A 15,715-nucleotide genomic window follows, 5' to 3' on the forward strand; every position below is an offset into this window, starting at 1 on the left:
AGTGGGTGAACGAGTGCAGACGGGGTACGAGCTGTCGCATCTGGCGGCCCTGGAGGCCGAATCGGTGCACATCTTCCGGGAGGTGGCGGCCACCTTCGACCGACCGGGACTGCTGTTCTCCGGCGGCAAGGACTCGGCGGTGCTGCTGCATCTGGCCCGGCGCGCCTTCTGGCCCGCGCCGCTGCCGTTCCCGCTGCTGCACGTGGACACCGGACACAACTTCGACGAGGTGATCGCCTTCCGTGACCGCACCGTCGAACGCACCGGCGCGCGCCTGCTGGTGGCGAAGGTCCAGGACGACATCGACGCGGGCCGCGTGGTGGAACGCCCCGGCGGCACCCGCAATCCGCTCCAGACCACCACCCTGTTGCGCGCCATCGGCGAGCACCGCTTCGACGCGGTGTTCGGTGGCGCGCGCCGCGACGAGGAGAAGGCCCGCGCCAAGGAGCGGGTGTTCAGCTTCCGCAACCGGTTCGGGGAATGGGATCCGCGAGCCCAGCGCCCGGAGGTCTGGAACCTCTACAACGGCAGGCATCAGCCCGGCGAGCACATCCGGGTGTTCCCGCTGTCGAACTGGACCGAGCTCGACATCTGGGAATACATCGATCGTGAAGCCGTCGAGCTGCCCACGCTGTACTACGCCCACCGGCGGACCGTCATCGAACGCGACGGCATGCTGCTCTCGGCGGGCCGGTTCGTCACCCCCCACCCCGGCGAGCGCACCGTCGAAGCGACGGTGCGGTTCCGCACCGTCGGCGACGCGACCTGCACCGGCTGCGTCGAGAGCGAGGCCGATACCGCCGCGAAGGTGATCGCCGAGACCGCCGCCACCCGGCTGACCGAGCGCGGCGCCACCCGCGCCGACGACCGGATCTCCGAGACCGGCATGGAAGACCGCAAGCGAGAGGGCTACTTCTGATGAGCCGCAACCTGTTGCGCCTGGCGACCGCGGGCAGCGTGGACGACGGCAAGTCCACCCTCATCGGCAGGCTGCTCTACGACTCCAAGTCACTCTTCGACGACCAGCTCGCCGCCATCGAACGGCTGAGCACCGAACGCGGGGGCGACACAGCCGATCTGGCACTGGTCACCGACGGGCTGCGGGCCGAACGCGAGCAGGGCATCACCATCGATGTCGCCTACCGCTATGTCACCACCCCGCGGCGCAAGTTCGTCATCGCCGACACCCCCGGCCATGTGCAGTACACCCGCAACATGGTGACCGGTGCGTCCACCGCCGATCTCGCGCTGATCCTGGTCGACGCGCGCACCGGGGTGTCGGAGCAGACCCGCAGGCACGCCTTCCTGGCCACGCTGCTGGGCGTACCGCACCTGGTGGTGTGCGTGAACAAGATGGATCTGGTGGGCTGGTCGCAGGAGCGGTTCGAGGAGATCCGGGCCGAGTTCGCGACCTTCGCCGCCAAGCTCACCGTCGGTGATCTGAGCTTCGTGCCGGTCTCGGCGCTGCTCGGTGACAATGTCGTCGAGGGCTCCGAGCACATGCCCTGGTATCCGGGCCCGCCGCTGCTGCGCCACCTCGAGGACGTGCACATCGCCTCGGACCGCAATCTCATCGACGCGCGGCTGCCGATCCAGTACGTCATCCGGGCGCAGCAGGGCCTCGATCACCGCAGCTACGCGGGCACCGTCGCGGGCGGCATCTTCAAACCCGGCGACGAGGTGGTGGTGCTGCCCGCCGGGCACACCTCGCGGGTGCGTGAGATCTGGGGCCCCGGCGGCAGCAAGGTCGACGAAGCCTTCACCGGCATGGCGATCTCGCTGACCCTCGACGACGAGATCGATATCGGCCGTGGCGATCTGCTGGCCCGGCCGGGCAACCGCCCGCAGCAGGGCGCCGACCTGGACGCGATGGTGTGCTGGTTCTCCGAGACCACCCAGCTGCGCGAGGGTGCCCGCTACCTGGTGCGCACGGCGGCGCAGATCTCGCCCGCCGAGGTCACCGCCATCGACTACCAGCTCGACGTGAACACCCTGCACCGGCGCGAGGACGTAGAAGCGTTGTCGCTCAACGACATCGCTCGGGTGCGGCTGCGCAGCCGTGCGCCGCTGCTGTTCGACCCGTATCGGGAGAACCGGCGCACCGGCAGCTTCATCCTCGTCGACCCGGTGACCGATCAGACCGTCGCCGCGGGCATGGTCACCGGTCGCGACACCGGCACGCATCCGTCCTCGGCGACGGTGGTCTGGCATCGTTCGGCGGTCGGACGCGCGGACCGCGCGCACGCGGGCGCCACGATCTGGCTCACCGGACTGTCGGGGTCGGGCAAGTCGACGATCGCGGTCGAGGTGGAGCGTCTGCTGGTCGCGGCGGGCCGGGCCGCCTATCTGCTCGACGGCGACAATCTGCGGCACGGGCTCAATGCCGGTCTCGGGTTCTCCGCGGCCGACCGGGACGAGAACGTGCGCCGGGTCGCCGAGGTCGCGGCCCTGTTCGCCGATTCCGGTGCGGTGGCGATCGTGTCGGTGATCAGCCCGTTCGCCGCCCAGCGGGCCGCGGCGCGCACCACCCACACCGGGCGGGGTCTGCCGTTCCACGAGGTCTTCGTCGACACGTCCCTGGCCGAATGCGAGCGACGCGACCCCAAGGGCCTCTACGCCAAGGCCCGCGCGGGCGAACTGCCCGGCTTCACCGGCATCGGCTCGCCCTACGAGCGACCCGGGAACGCCGATCTCGTCATCACCCCCGATCTGGGCTCCCCCGCCGAGATCGCCGCCCATATCCTCCGAGAGCTAGGAATCACAGTCCGTTGACCCACTCCAGCACCGCCACCGAAGCCGGGAGCACCGCGCCACCGGAATCCCTCACCGCGCCGTTCACAGCCGCGGTGGCCCAGGCCGAACAGCTCATCGCCGGCGCCGAATTCGTCCGCGGCGAGGCCGATCTCGCCGAGGGCTACGACTATCTGGCCGCGAGCGTCGCCGCCTGCCTGCGGCTGTCCGGCGCGCACGGCACCAGCCACCCGTATTTCGTGTCCTCGACCGGCCCCTACGCCAAGATGGGCCTGGACAATCCGGACACCCTCTACTACCACGCGAATATCGAACCGGGCGCCGAGTACGTGGTGAGCGGCGTGCGCGGCAGCACCGTCGACCTCAGTTTCCAGGTGCTCAAAGGCGACTACACCGCGACCGAGGTTCCCGGCGGCGAGGACGCCTTCGACGACCGGCGTATCCCGATCGCCGAGGACGGCAGTTTCTCGATCCGTTTCGGCCCGGCCAAGCCGTCCGCCGAGCCCGGCTATTTCGCGCTCGGTGAGGGCGCGTCGATGCTGGCCGTGCGCGAGGTCTACGGCGACTGGACCGAACGCAAGGGCTCGATCCGGATCGAACGCGTCGACACCCTCGGCACCGCGCCGGTCGAGCCCGACCTGGCCCGGATGCGCAAACGCTACGGCGCCGCGGCCAAGATGCTGCTCACTCGCGTGCACACCTGGTTCAACTTCCCGAAGTGGTTCTATCTGGACCTGCCGGTGAACACCCTCACCGCACCCCGGCTCACTCCGGGTGGATTGAGCACCCAGTACTCGTCGGTGGGTCATTTCGATCTCGCCGACGATCAGGCACTCGTGATCACCGTGCCGAAATCGGATGCGCCGTACCAGGGTTTCCAGCTGGGCAGTCTCTGGTACATCTCGCTCGACTACGTCAACCACCAGACCAGCCTCAACCACACCCAGGCCCAGGTCGATCCGGACGGCCTGATCCGGATGGTGGTGAGCAAACAGAATCCCGGCCTCGCCAACTGGATCGAGACCACCGGTCGCACCCGCGGCATCCTCCAGTTCCGCTGGCAGCGCACCGACCGGCCCATGACCGAGGCCGACGGCCCGACAGCGACGGTCGTGCCGTTCGACGAGATCGCCGAACACCTCCCCCACTTCGACCACAACCGGATCGACGCCAACGGATGGCGCGACCGGATCGCCGCCCGGCAGCGGGCTTTCGCGGAAAGGATGCTCGGATGAGCGGGGCACTGCTGGACGGAAAGGTCGTCGTCGTCTCCGGCGTCGGCCCGGGCCTGGGCCGGTCGATCTGCCTGGAGGCCGCGACCGCGGGCGCGACGGTCGTGCTGGCGGCGCGGACCGAATCGCGGTTGCTCGAGGTGGCCGCCGAGATCGAGGCCGCCGGGGGCGCGACATTGTGTGTGCCGACCGACATCACCGACGACGCCGCCGTGGCGAACCTGGTGAGCCGCACGGTGGAGACGTTCGGCCGGGTGGACGCACTGGTCAACAACGCGTTCTCGGTGCCGTCGATGAAGCCGCTGGACCGCACCGATTTCGACCACATCCGGTTGAGCCTGGACATGACGGTCCTGGGCGGGTTGCGCATGACCCAGGCGTTCGCCCCGGCCCTGGCCGAGTCCAAAGGCGCTGTGGTGATGATCAATTCGATGGTGGTGCGGCACTCCGAACCGCGCTACGGCAGCTACAAGCTGACCAAGGCCGCGCTACTGGCCATGTCGCAGACCCTGGCCACCGAGCTCGGCGGCAAGGGCGTGCGGGTCAACAGCGTGCTGCCAGGCTACATCTGGACCGATCAGCTGAAGTGGTACTTCACGCAGGTCGCCGAGAAGTACGGCATCACCGTCGAACAGGTCTACGAGCAGACCGCGTCGAAATCGGATCTGCAGCGGCTGCCCGAGCCCGAGGAGATCGCCAGGGCCGTGGTGTTCCTCGCCTCGGACTGGTCCTCGGCGATCACCGGCCAGACCCTCGACGTCAACTGCGGCGAATACCACAACTAGGAGCTTGTCCGATGACCGTGCGCACCGATGTCGGCACCGTGGCCGACCTGCACGCCTCCGCCACCAAACTCACCGGTCTCACCGATTTCGGGACCGACGACTACACCGAGGCACTCCAGGTGCTGCTCGACTCGTATCGCGACGAGGCCGGGCTCACCGAGCTCGGCAGCAAGATGTCGCGGTTCTTCCTGCGCGGCACCCTCGTGGCCCGCGCGTTGAGCGAAGCCGCCTGGGCGGCCAACCCCGGCTACGTCGACACGCCCGTCACGCGGCCGATCTTCGTCACCGGACTGCCACGCACCGGCACGACGGCCCTGCACCGGCTGCTGGCCGCCGACCCCGCGAACCAGGGCCTCGAGATGTGGCTGACCGATTTCCCGCAGCCGCGCCCGCCGCGCGCGAGCTGGGACAGCAACCCCGCCTACCGGCAGATCGACGCGGGCCTCAAGCAGCATCAGGTGCAGAACCCGGAATTCATGGGCCTGCACTACATGAGCGCCGCCGATGTGGAGGAATGCTGGCAGCTGCTACGCCAGTCGGGCACCTCGCACTCCTACGAGTGTCTGGCCTACGTCCCGAGTTACGCGCGATGGCTCTCGCGTCAGGATTGGACGCCCGCCTACGCGCGGCACCGCCGCAATCTACAGCTCATCGGGATGAACGACACCCGGCGCTGGGTGCTCAAGAACCCGAGTCACCTGTTCTGCCTGGACGCGCTGCTCGCGGTCTACCCGGACGCGATCGTCATCCAGACGCACCGCGACCCGGCCACCATCATCCCGTCGGTGTGCAGTCTCAACGAGCACGCCACGCGCGGCTGGTCGACCGTGTTCACCGGGGAGACCATCGGCCGCACCCAGCTCGACCTGTGGTCGCGGGGCCTGCGCGAGTTCACCGCCGCCCGCGCCCGGCACGCCGACGCCACCTTCCTCGATGTCGACTTCGACGACCTGCGCGCCGACCCCGCCGGCGTGGTCGACCGCATCTACACCGAGATCGGTGCCGAGTTCACCCCGGCGGCCCGCGCCGCCATCACCGCGCTGGACGACGAAAGCCGCACCGGCGACCGCAAACCCACCCACCGCTACTCCCTGGCCGACTACGGCCTGACCGAGGCGATGGTGGCCGACGCCTTCGGCCGCTGAGCTACCCCTGCCCGTTCGTCGCCGCGGCCCACTCGCGGACCGCGGCGACGAACTCCTCGGGCGCATCGGATTCGACGTAGGTCCCCGCGCCTTCCACGATCACGGTCGTGTGGTCGCTGAAGGTGGCTGCCAGACGCTCGCGCTCCTGGGCGCGGAAGGCGATGTCGGCGTCACCCCAGACGATCAGTGTCGGCAGGTCGGCGATGTCGGCGAGCCCGGTCTCGACCTCGGCGAAGAAGTCCCGGCTGGCCAGCACGCGGCCGGGCAGTACGGCGGAGGCCTGGCGGCGTTCCGGGGTGTCCAGCGCCTTGCTGTAGTGGGTCATCTCGGCCGCGGTGGGCTTGCGCCTGCGGTGGCCGGTGGGGATGAAGGTATCGACCAGGAAGTTGAACCGGCGGACCAGGAAGCGGGCAGGCGGACCACCGACGATGCGGCCGAACGCCTCGAAGTGCGGGATGCCGTTGACCGGCCAGGCCCAGGTGTTCGCGAGCACCAGCCGATCGAAGACACCCGGGCGCCGCTGCGCCACCGCCAGGCCGATCATCCCGCCCCAGTCCTGGCCCACCAGCGTGACCGCGTCGAGGCCGAGCGCGTCGACGAACCCGGTGACCACGTCGGCGTGCTCTTCCGGCAGGAACCGGTAGCCCGCCTTCGGTGTCGACAGCCCGAAGCCCGGGTAGTCGAGGGCGACGCAGCGGAAGTCGGCGCGCAGATCGCGGATCACGTCGCGCCAGAGGAACGACCAGGTCGGGTTGCCGTGCAGGAACAGCAGCGTGGGGCCCGATCCCTCGTCGAGGTAGTGCACGGTGTGCCCATCGACGTCGAGGAATCGGCTCTCGAACGGGAACAGCTCGTCGTCGACCCAGCCGGGCCGCACGCTTTCGGTGGTTCCGGTCATGGCGGCCCCCTCCAGGGCTCGACAACAGGTATACTTGAGAATCTCACGCGCACTGGAGAATTTCAAGCGAATGTAGGAAATGATGCGTAGCTACGGCCAGTACTGCGGGCTCGCCCGATCGCTCGAAGTGGTCGGCGATCGGTGGAATCTGCTCATCGTCCGCGAGCTGCTCGTCGGCCCTGCCCGCTACCGGGATCTCATCGCGGGCCTGCCCGGGGTCGCGACGAACCTGCTCGCCGACCGGCTGCGGGATCTCGAATCCGCGGGTGTGGTGGAGCGCAGGCTGACCGGTGCGGGCAGCGTGGTCGAATACGCCCTGACACCGTGGGGTGCCGAGCTGCGTGAACCGATCGAGGGGCTCATTCGCTGGTCCACCCCACTGATGACGCGCGGCCCCGCCGACGGTGACGCCTTCCGCCCCGGCTGGCTCGCGCTCGCCCTCCCCGCACTGCTCGACGCCCGGGTCACCGACCCTCCGCCGGTGACGATCGGTATCGAGGTCGGCGACCCCCCGCTGCAGTTGAGCGCGACTTCGGCGGGCTTCGAGGTCACCCCGCAGGACGGCCGACCGCTCGACGCCACCCTGCGCGCCGACCCGGCCTACATTCTCGGCCTCGCCGCGGGCGCCATCCCCCTCGACGACGCCCGCGCTCTCGGCCTGATCGCGATCGATGGCGACGAGACCGCCGTCCGCGCCGCCTTCGGCCACTGAACCTCGGGCCGCTACCCGGCCCAGAAACCGATGAGATCCTTGTCGGCGGCCTTGGATTCGCGGAACCACTCGACGATGTCGTCGGCATAGCCGCCGTGGTCGTCGGGTCCGGCGGCGATGGCCTCCCACTCGGCCAGCTGTTCCTCGCACCTCCGCTTACCGATGTGGCCCCAGCCGTTCTCCTCCGTGCTGGGGAACGGGCCCTCGCCGTTCATGTCGGCGGCCAGACTCAGGATCACATCGGGCAGGCCGTCGTAACCGAACCAGAAGCTCACGCCTCCGATGCCCGCACCCAGTTCGGCGCAGATCGACTCGAGCGCGGAGACATAGGCGTGCGCGTGACTCTCTGTATACGGCCCACCGGCGAAGATCGCTCGCAGCGCGCGAGGCGCCTGGGCGTCCTCGCACAGGTAGCACTCCTCGCACTCGGCACCCTCGCACTCGGGGAGACCGCACGGTTCGCAGCACTCGTCCTCCGCATCGTGCTCGGGCAGATCCGCCAGCAGCCGTCGGAGGAATTCCTCGTCCCCGGAACCGATGACGGCCTCGAGGTCCGCCAGGTCGACGAGATACACCTGCAAGATATGTGACACGTCGCGAATCCTATTCGGCCGCAACGACACTCACACCGAGCGCTGTCCCCGAGGTCAGTCGGCGACCTCCACGCCGTAGCGATCGACGAGAGCGGCCAGATCGGTTTCGTAGCCCTGGCCGACCGCCCGCAGGCGCCAGGTGTCGGCCCGCAGGTAGAGCTCGGCGAGCAGCAGGGTGCGTTCCGTGGTCGCCGCGTCGAGGGTGGCACGCAACAGGGTGCTCGATTCGGGGCCGGTGGCGATCTCCAGCTCGACGGCACCGACCTCGCCGAAGGTGCGACCCACGCCGTCGAGCGCGGCGGCGAACACGACGCGTCGGCAGTGTTCGGGCAGATCTTCGAGGGTGATCGTGATGGCCTGCTCGTTCGGGCCGTCCTCGGACAGCCGGGCGCCGGGCGCTTCGGGCTGGTTGTAGAACACGAAATCGTCGGAATCGGTGACTTTTTCGGTGTCGTCCACCAGGAAGGCGACGAGGTCGACGGCCTGGTCGTCGAGCTGATTCCAGGTGGCACGCAGTGCCCAGGTGCGGTCGGTGGCGGGTAGGTCGACCACCTGGCCGCGCGACAGCTGTGTCACGTCCGGTTCCGGGGCCGGTTGCTCGCGGGGTGCGGTGGCGCCGGATTCGAGCAGTCGCGGTCCGTGGACGGTGAGCGCGAGGTCGGCTGCCTTGTGCAGGCGGCGGTCGGTGTCGCCGCCGTCGAGCACGAGCAGATCGGTCACCGTCGCCGAGAGGTTCACCGCGACCGAGCCGCCCAGCGCGACGATCCGCGCCCGCGCGGCGGCGGCCTCGTCGTGGGTGCCGCCGAGGACCAGCACCCGGCGCCCCGACAGCGGACCGGTCGGCGGCCGGGGACGCGGCGCGGTTCGGCCCTCGACGGCCGGACGGGGCTGTCCTGTGGCCGAGCGGGGCTGTCCCGGTTCGATGGCGTCGAGCAGGGCGAGGAAGCGCGCCTCGCCGACGATCGGAGTGGCGAATTCGGCTGCCTTGCGGGCTTTCCCGCTCCCCGAGGCCGCATCGTCGGTGACGAGCACGCTCGTGCGCCTGCTCACCGCCCCGGTCACATCGAGCCCGGCGGCCTCGGCACGGGCGACCAGTTCCTCCCGGTCGATGCGGGTCTCGCCGGTGAAAGCGACCTTCATGCCCTGCCGCAGCGGCCCTCCGGCGGGCATCGTGCCCGGATAGGCGAAGGCGCACGGCTGTTTCGGGCCGCGCCGCTGGACGGGCCAGCGGGGTCCGGCGGCGCGGGCTGTGTCGTCGGCGCAGTCGAGCAGCGGTGCGGCGATACCCAGGTGCGCGGCATCGGCGATCAAGGCGCGCAGCACCTGAACGAGCACCCGGGAGTCGTCGAGGGCGTCGTGGGCTTTGCGCTGGGGCACACCGTAATACGACGCGAGCGTGCCCAGCTTGTAGTCCGGGGTCGGTGGCGCCACCCGCCGGGCCAGCGCGAGGGTGCACAGGCGGCGGTCCACCGGCAGCCGAGCACCTGTCCTGGCGAACTCCCTGGCGAGGAATCCGTAGTCGAACAACGCGTTGTGCGCCACCAGCACCCGGCCGTCGAGCAACCCGGACAGGCGGTCACGCACCTGACCGAACTCCGGCGATCCACGCAGCACGTCGGCGGTCAGGCCGTGGATGTGGACCGGTCCGGGATCACAGCCGGGATCGAGCAGCGTGTGGAACTCCTCGCTCACCCGGCCCGCACTGTCGAGGGTGAGTGCCGCGACCGAGAGCACCCGGTGCTGGTGCGGCCGCAGGCCCGAGGTCTCGACGTCCACGACAGTGAACGCGCCGAACCCGGCCACCTGCTGTTGCTCGTCGTCCTGTGTCATCACCCGCATGAGCTTCGCATCGTAGACGGCCGCCGAAATGTTGCGGGCCACTTCGTGATTCCCGCTCCCGCACCGGCGATCCCGCACCCCCGCGGCCGTGCATTAGGGTGCAGCGAGGATGTCCGAGGGGGAGGCCCGATGCTGATCGATTTCGTTCCCGACCAGAGTCTGTACCCGTTCCGGTCGCGCTGGTTCGACGCGTCCGCAGGACGGGTGCACTACATCGACGAGGGATCGGGACCGCCGATCCTGTTCTGTCACGGCGCGCCGGCGTGGAGCTTCTTGTACCGCCGGATGATCACCGCGCTGCGCGACCGATACCGGTGCGTCGCTGTCGACTACCCGGGTTTCGGTCTGTCCGAACGTCCCGCCGGCTACGGCTACACCATCACCGAACACACCGCCGTGGTCGGCGAACTCATCGATCACCTCGACCTCGACGGCTACGTCGTGGTAGGCCACGACTGGGGTGGACCCATCGGCCTCGGCGCGGCGGTACCGCGCGCGGACCGGGTACGCGGAATCACCCTGGGCAATACCGCGTTCTGGCCGATCGAGGCACCGATCAATCGGGCATTCAGCCGGGTCATGAGCAGCGGCCCGATGCGTCGGCGGATATTGGAACGCAACGTTCTCGTCGAACGCGTCCTGCTCGGTGAACTGGGCGGCGTACTCACCGATGCCGAGGCCGAGCACTACCGCGCCGTGCAACCCACCCCGGCGGCCCGCGCCGCTCTGGCCGTGACACCTGGTCAGATCCTCGCTGCCCGCCCGCTCCTGGCCCAGCTCGAGCGCGACGTGCCTGCCCTGCTCGGCGACAAGCCCGCGCTGGCGGTGTGGGGCATGAAGGACATGGTGTTCCGTCCGAAAGCCTGCCTGCCCCGCCTGCGCAGCGCCTTCACCGACCTCGAGATCCTCGAGCTGCCCCGGGCACGCCACTTCGTACCCGAATACGCACCCACTGAGATCGCGACGGCGATCACCCGGCGATTCCCGTAGCCGAGACCACCGGAACCGGGCGCTGCGCTAGGCGTCTGCTTCCGGTACCTGGTCGAGGGCGTTCGTGTGCCACTCGCCGTCGGGATAGGTGATGTAGAGCGGGCCCAGGTTGCAGGGGTTGAGGCAGCCGGTGGGGGTGACCAGGGCGGTGGGGTGGTCGCGGCGGAGGGTGCGGTGCAGTTCGGCGGCGCCGTAGACGGTGCAGCGTGGGCCGCGGCAGACGAGGATGTGGGCGGTGTGCTCGGGGATCTTCGACCAGGCCGGACTGCGGAAGGCGCGGGGGCTGGCGGTGACCGGGTCGCCGTCCGCGCGCATCAGCGCCCGCACCACCTCGGTGAAAGCCGGTGTGCCGTCGGCGCCTTCGGTGATCCGGACGTCGAGTTCGCGGGCGCGGGTCTCCTTCCAGTTGGCGACCGCGCGCGCGATCCAGGTCTCCAGGTAGCGGTCGCGGGGTACGGCCAGCGGGATCAGGGTGACCGGGATGTCGTCGCGGGCCGCGTCGTCGAGGACGTCGTGGATGGTCGGCTCGCCCTGATCGAGCAGGGCGTAGCCGATCCCGCAGGCCTCGGCCAGGGCGGTGACGGCGGGCAGGTCCACACCCGACGGGGTGGGCCGGGCCACCAGGACGTGACGGCGCGTCATCGGGCACCCACCGTGCGCCCGGCCGGAACCACCAGGGGAGTGCCGGTCATCGGGTCGTCGATCACCGCGCACCGCACCCCGAAGACCTCGGCGACGAGTTCCGGGCGCACGATCTCGGCGGGCGGCCCCTGCGCGACCACCCGGCCGTCCTTCATGGCCACCAGATGATCGGCATAGCGGGCGGCCAGGTTCAGATCGTGCAGGACGGCGATGATGGTGCGCGGCAACAGGTTGCGCAGCACATCGAGCACATCGAGCTGATGGGCCAGGTCGAGGAAGGTGGTCGGCTCGTCGAGCAGCATCACCTCCGGGTCCTGGGCGATCGCCAGCGCCAGCCAGACGCGTTGCTTCTGCCCGCCGGAGAGCTGGTCGACGGTGCGCTCGACCAGGTCGAGGGTGTCGGTCGCGGTGAGCGCCGCGCGCACCGCGGACTCGTCCTCGGCCGACCACTGCCGGAACCAGCGCTGATGGGGATGACGACCCCGCCCGACGAGTTCACCGACGGTGATGCCGTCGGGCGCGACCGGCTGCTGCGGCAGCATGCCGACCCGGCGCGCCACAGTCCGGGCCTGCTGCGGGGCGATATCGGCGCCGTCGAGCAGCACCGCCCCGACGCTGGGCCGGATCAGCCGGGCGAGGCCGCACAGCAGCGTCGACTTGCCGCAGCCGTTGCGGCCGACGATGACGGTGAACCGGCCGGGCGGGAAGTCGACGGTGGCGTCGGAGACGATCGCGGTGGCGCCGTAGGCGAGCGTGAGGGCTTCGGTGGTCAGATGTGCGGTCATCCAGCGTGTCCGATCCGGGTTGCGCGGGCGAGGAGATAGACGAGCACCGGGGTGCCGAGCAGCGCGGTCACCACGCCGACCGGCAGTTCCGCCGGGAACAACCGGCGGGCCGCCAGATCGGCCGCGACCACCAGCAGTGCCCCGGCCGCGGCGGCGGGCGCGAGTCCGGACCCGCGTTCGGCGAGCAGGCGCCGCACGATCTGCGGCGCGACCAGCGCGACGAAGGCGATGGGTCCGGCCGCGGCGGTGGCCAGGGTGGCGGCGGCCGCCGCGACGACGATCAGCACCGTGCGGTGCGGGCCGCGCCTGCCCGCCAGCGAATTCGCCAGTTCGTCGCCCAGTTCGAGCAGCGGCAGCGACCGGGCCGACACGATCAGCACCGGCACGGTCACGACGAGTGCCGCGGCGGCGAACCAGACGTGCGGCCAGTCCCGATTGGCGAGACTGCCGGTGAGCCACATCGCCGCCGTATGCGCCTGGTAGGCATCGACTCTGGTGAGCACGAAGGCGATGGCCGAGGACAGCATGGCGGTCACGCCGATACCGACGAGCACGAGCCGGTAGCCGTCGAGGCCGTCCTTGGTCGCCACCAGCAGGATCGACGCCATCGCCACGAACGCCCCGGCCAGCGCGCCACCGACCAGCCAGAGACCGGTGCCGCCGAGCACGGCGCTCACCACCAGCGCACCGAGCGACGCACCCGCGTTGATCCCGATGATCTCCGGGCTGACCAGCGGATTCGTCGCGATGCGCTGCAGGATCGCTCCCGCCAGCGCGAAGGCGGCACCCACGCACAGCCCGGTGAGCACGCGCGGCAGCCGGTCGGCGACGACCACGTCGTATTCGATGAGCGTGCCACCACCACCGAGGACCCGCAGCACGTCGGCGGTCGTGAGCGGATAGTGGCCGACGGTCAGCGACCACGCCCCCACCGCCAGTGCCGCCGCAGTGAACAGCACGGTCAGCAACGCGGACCGGCGCTGGACGCGCAGCACCGCGCGCCTGCCCGGCGAGCGCAACAGCAGGGTGTCGCGGGGCAGGACCCGGGGTTCGGTGGCCGTCACAGTGCCGCCACCTTCCGGTTGCGCACCAGATACAGGAAGAACGGCGCCCCAGCGAAGGCGGTGACGATGCCGACCTGGATCTCCTGGGGCCGCACCGCCACCCGCCCGAGGATGTCGGCGAGCAACAGCAGGGTGGGCCCGAACAGGGCCGACCAGACCAGCACCCAGCGATAGTCGGGTCCGCCGACGGCGCGGGCGATGTGCGGGACCACCAGGCCCACGAACGCGATCGGCCCCGCCACGGCCACCGCCGAACCGGCCAGCAGCACCACCGCGCCCGCCCCGGTGACGCGCACGGCGACCAACCGCGTGCCGAGCGTGCGGGCCATGTCGTCCCCGATGGCGATGGCGTTCAACGGCCGCGCCACCCCCAGGGCGAGGACCGCGCCCGCCGTGATGAAAGGCACGACCGCCCAGACCGATTCGGCCTCGGCGCGAGCCAGCGACCCGACCACCCAGAACCGGAAATTGTCGAAGGTGGTCCGGTCCAGCAGCGTGATGGCCGTGGTGATCGAGGCGCACAGCGCGGTGCACGCGGCACCGGCCAGCGCCAGCTTCACCGGTGTCGCCCCACCGAAGCCCAGCGATCCCAGCGTGTAGACGAAGGCGGCGGCCACCGCGGCGCCGAGGAAGGCGAACCAGAGGAACCCCGAGGTGGTGGCCACGCCCAGTGTGCCCATGGCGAGCACGATGGCCAGCGAGGCACCGGCGTTGACACCGAGCAGCCCGGGGCCCGCGAGCGGGTTGCGGGTCAGGCCCTGTATCACCACACCGGCCAGCGCGAGCGCCACCCCCGCGAGCAGGCCCGCCACCGTTCTCGGCATCCGGATGTAGCGCACGATGCGGTCGGTGTCGGTGCCACGGAAGTCGGTGAACGCCGCGATCGCGTCGTCGAGGGCGAGCGGGTGCGTGCCGATCAGCACCGAGGCCACGCAGACAGCGGCGAGCGCGGCACCGGCCAGGAGCAGGCCGGTGCCGCGGGCGGTGCGGGTCACCGGCCGAACAGCTCGGGGTGGATCAGCTCGGCGACCAGTTCGGTCGCGTGCGCGATCCGGACACCGGCGGCCCGGTCCGCGAACAGGAACGGGTGCACCGCGCCGCCGCGCACGGCGGTCAGGTTCGCGAACGCCGGGTTGCCGACGATCTTGTCGACCTGCGGCTGCGCGTCGGCGCGGGTGTAGCTGGCCTTGCAGCACTGGCTGGTCAGGATGATGTCGGGATCGGCGGCGATGAGGGCTTCCGCACTGATCGGCACATTCCGGCGCTCGGTGAGATCGGCGAAGGCGTTCACTCCGCCCGCCGCCTCGATGATCTGGGTGACGAAGTCGATCCCGCCCGCGACGGTGTAGGACCCGTCGTCCTTGGGCGTGAGGACCGCGACCCGCGGCCGGGGGGCGTCGGCGACCTTGGCGCGCACCGCCGCGATGCGCGCGGTCAGCTGTGTGACCACTTCCTCGGCACGCTCGTCGACACCCCACAGCGCGCCCAGATCACGCAGGTCGGCGTACACATTGTCGAAGCGCACGGTCTTCGGGTCGATCGCCTCGTCGGCCAGTCCGTCCGCGCTCGGGCACAGCGGGCTCAGCACCCAGGTCCGCACACCCAGCTCGTGCAGGCTGCCGCGGGTGCCGACGCTGTTCTGCGCGGAGGCCGCGAAGACGCCGTTGTAGCCCGAGAGCACGAAATCCGGCTTCTTCGCCAGCAGTTCGTCGCGGCTGGGCAGCTTCTCGACGTAGTCCGACTTCGCCTGCGCGTCCCGGTATTCGGGCAGCACGGCCGCGTCGAGGAACGCCGTCTGCACGAGCCGGTCGGTGACGCCGAGGGCGTGCGCGATCTCGATCGAGGGCTGGTAGGCGGCGTAGATGCACTGCGGCGGGGAGCCGACGGCGACATCGATGCCGCAGTTGGCACGGGTGACGGCATTCGCGCCGGTGGTGGCCGGTGCGGGCGGGCCACCGCACCCGGCAACGACGATCGCGCAGGCGATCAGCGCGCCGGTACGCAGGCGCGCGACAACAGAGGAGGTCAAGAGACGGCCTTCCAGGTCCTCGTGGAATGGGTACTGCGTGGCCGTGGCCGGTCTCCTGGCTGACGGGATGGCGCGCGACGGATCAGCCTTCCCAGGGCATGCCCCAGTGGCCCCGGACGGCATCGGCCGCCCGGATCGATCAGTCGCTCCCGATCACAGTGGCGAGGGCCGCATCGGTTTCGCACCGATTTCCCGAACACCACGGCTCGGGGACTGTACCAAGATCGGAAACCGGACGGTCGGGCCGGAT

The 15,715-nt window shown here is 70.3% G+C and carries 15 protein-coding genes and 1 riboswitch; of the genes, 7 read left to right on the top strand and 8 right to left on the bottom strand.

What is annotated here, in order from left to right; genetic code table 11:
• The first annotated feature begins 13 nt into the window (after positions 1–13).
• Genes cysD through ACWEMY_RS12565 form a run of 5 tightly spaced genes read left to right on the top strand, consistent with a single transcriptional unit; the run spans position 14 to position 5,913 of the window.
• The gene (cysD, locus tag ACWEMY_RS12545) at positions 14–919 is read left to right on the top strand and encodes a sulfate adenylyltransferase subunit CysD (RefSeq protein WP_452390106.1); all 906 of its coding nucleotides are present in this window, start codon (positions 14–16) and stop codon (positions 917–919) included.
• Positions 919–2,772 (top strand): adenylyl-sulfate kinase, encoded by a 1,854-nt coding sequence (gene cysC / locus ACWEMY_RS12550; RefSeq protein ID WP_452390107.1) that lies wholly within the window; start codon positions 919–921, stop codon positions 2,770–2,772. The genes cysD and cysC overlap by 1 nt, the downstream gene beginning before the upstream one ends.
• A complete protein-coding gene (locus tag ACWEMY_RS12555) occupies positions 2,769–3,986 on the top strand; it encodes a hypothetical protein (RefSeq protein WP_452390108.1) in 1,218 nt (405 codons plus the stop codon). Before cysC ends, ACWEMY_RS12555 begins: the two co-directional genes overlap by 4 nt.
• The gene (locus ACWEMY_RS12560; protein WP_452390109.1) at positions 3,983–4,768 is read left to right on the top strand and encodes an SDR family oxidoreductase; all 786 of its coding nucleotides are present in this window, start codon (positions 3,983–3,985) and stop codon (positions 4,766–4,768) included. Before ACWEMY_RS12555 ends, ACWEMY_RS12560 begins: the two co-directional genes overlap by 4 nt.
• 11 nt (positions 4,769–4,779) lie before the next feature.
• Entirely contained in the window at positions 4,780–5,913 is a 1,134-nt protein-coding gene (locus ACWEMY_RS12565; RefSeq protein WP_452390110.1) for a sulfotransferase family protein, read from the top strand.
• Between the two features lies 1 nt (position 5,914).
• Here the strand turns inward: ACWEMY_RS12565 and ACWEMY_RS12570 are convergent, their stop codons facing one another.
• Positions 5,915–6,811, bottom strand: a complete 897-nt coding sequence (locus ACWEMY_RS12570; protein WP_452390111.1) for an alpha/beta fold hydrolase — start codon at positions 6,809–6,811, stop codon at positions 5,915–5,917.
• An 82-nt stretch (positions 6,812–6,893) separates the two neighbouring features.
• Between ACWEMY_RS12570 and ACWEMY_RS12575 the strand changes: the two genes are divergently transcribed.
• Positions 6,894–7,523 carry a winged helix-turn-helix transcriptional regulator gene (locus tag ACWEMY_RS12575; protein WP_452390138.1) on the top strand — a complete coding sequence of 210 codons (630 nt, stop codon included), beginning with the start codon at positions 6,894–6,896 and terminating at the stop codon, positions 7,521–7,523.
• Between the two features lie 11 nt (positions 7,524–7,534).
• Here ACWEMY_RS12575 and ACWEMY_RS12580 read toward each other — a convergent pair whose 3' ends face one another.
• A complete protein-coding gene (locus tag ACWEMY_RS12580; RefSeq protein ID WP_452390112.1) occupies positions 7,535–8,116 on the bottom strand; it encodes a DUF7691 family protein in 582 nt (193 codons plus the stop codon).
• A gap of 54 nt (positions 8,117–8,170) precedes the next feature.
• Positions 8,171–9,955, bottom strand: coding sequence for an exonuclease domain-containing protein (locus ACWEMY_RS12585; RefSeq protein ID WP_452390113.1), 1,785 nt, complete (start codon positions 9,953–9,955; stop codon positions 8,171–8,173).
• Positions 9,956–10,084: 129 nt separating this feature from the next.
• Between ACWEMY_RS12585 and ACWEMY_RS12590 the strand changes: the two genes are divergently transcribed.
• Positions 10,085–10,945 (top strand): haloalkane dehalogenase, encoded by an 861-nt coding sequence (locus ACWEMY_RS12590; RefSeq protein ID WP_452390114.1) that lies wholly within the window; start codon positions 10,085–10,087, stop codon positions 10,943–10,945.
• Positions 10,946–10,972: 27 nt separating this feature from the next.
• Here ACWEMY_RS12590 and ACWEMY_RS12595 read toward each other — a convergent pair whose 3' ends face one another.
• Genes ACWEMY_RS12595 through ACWEMY_RS12615 form a run of 5 tightly spaced genes read right to left on the bottom strand, consistent with a single transcriptional unit; the run spans position 10,973 to position 15,465 of the window.
• Positions 10,973–11,587, bottom strand: coding sequence for a (2Fe-2S) ferredoxin domain-containing protein (locus ACWEMY_RS12595; RefSeq protein WP_452390115.1), 615 nt, complete (start codon positions 11,585–11,587; stop codon positions 10,973–10,975).
• Complete coding sequence (locus tag ACWEMY_RS12600; protein WP_452390116.1) at positions 11,584–12,372, bottom strand: ABC transporter ATP-binding protein; 789 nt, start codon at positions 12,370–12,372, stop codon at positions 11,584–11,586. Before ACWEMY_RS12600 ends, ACWEMY_RS12595 begins: the two co-directional genes overlap by 4 nt.
• Positions 12,369–13,436, bottom strand: coding sequence for a FecCD family ABC transporter permease (locus ACWEMY_RS12605; RefSeq protein WP_452390117.1), 1,068 nt, complete (start codon positions 13,434–13,436; stop codon positions 12,369–12,371). Before ACWEMY_RS12605 ends, ACWEMY_RS12600 begins: the two co-directional genes overlap by 4 nt.
• Entirely contained in the window at positions 13,433–14,431 is a 999-nt protein-coding gene (locus ACWEMY_RS12610) for a FecCD family ABC transporter permease (protein ID WP_452390118.1), read from the bottom strand. Before ACWEMY_RS12610 ends, ACWEMY_RS12605 begins: the two co-directional genes overlap by 4 nt.
• Positions 14,428–15,465, bottom strand: a complete 1,038-nt coding sequence (locus ACWEMY_RS12615) for an ABC transporter substrate-binding protein (protein WP_452390119.1) — start codon at positions 15,463–15,465, stop codon at positions 14,428–14,430. The genes ACWEMY_RS12610 and ACWEMY_RS12615 overlap by 4 nt, the downstream gene beginning before the upstream one ends.
• 28 nt (positions 15,466–15,493) lie before the next feature.
• Positions 15,494–15,684: riboswitch (cobalamin riboswitch) on the bottom strand.
• Positions 15,685–15,715: the final 31 nt, after the last annotated feature.

This window comes from Nocardia sp. NPDC004415, from assembly GCF_053602435.1.